Genomic DNA, 535 nt, shown 5'->3' with positions numbered 1-535 from the left:
GACCTGAGAGGCTGATTGCCCATAAGGGGCCAGCCGATTGTTCAAAGTCTCCCGGTGGAAACCGCATAGGCGCGCCAGTTCTTCAACACCAAATCCCGGATCGCCAAGATGAATCCGGATCAGGCCTTGAAGCCCGGCTAAGAAATCTTGAGGCGCATGCTGGTCGAGGGAATCGCTTGTCAGGTCTGACGGGTTTTTCAGTGATTCCGGGAGCAACTTATGGCTCAGCCAGGGTGAGGGAAACCGGATCGAAAATCCCTGTGGGCTGCACTTGATGGCTTGAACACCATGAAAGTGCTTGGGCAGCACGTCAGGTTCGCTAACCCGTAAAATGATCTGGCTCGGGTCCCACCTGAAATCGAGAACCCGATGCAGCAAGGATACCCAGATGCTCGCCAGAAATGCGTCGGTTTGTCCGGGCGAAACCGAAATGTTGAAATTCCGCTTGGCACTGAAATAAGCGTGCTCACCTTCGACAAGCAGCGATTGTGTGACAGCGTTGGTTTCTTTCGAGACGGCTTGAGTGTAGCGCGTA

1 protein-coding gene is annotated in these 535 nt (G+C 54.2%); it reads right to left on the bottom strand.

Annotated elements, in window-relative coordinates; all coding sequences use genetic code 11:
* On the bottom strand, positions 1 to 535 hold a 535-nt coding region (locus ACR0E6_RS23005), incomplete at both ends, for a hypothetical protein (RefSeq protein ID WP_480587786.1).

It is taken from the genome of Ruegeria sp. AP12 (assembly GCF_056540025.1).
The sequence above is the reverse complement of the archived record's forward strand: the minus strand, read 5'-3'. Positions and strand labels throughout refer to the sequence as shown.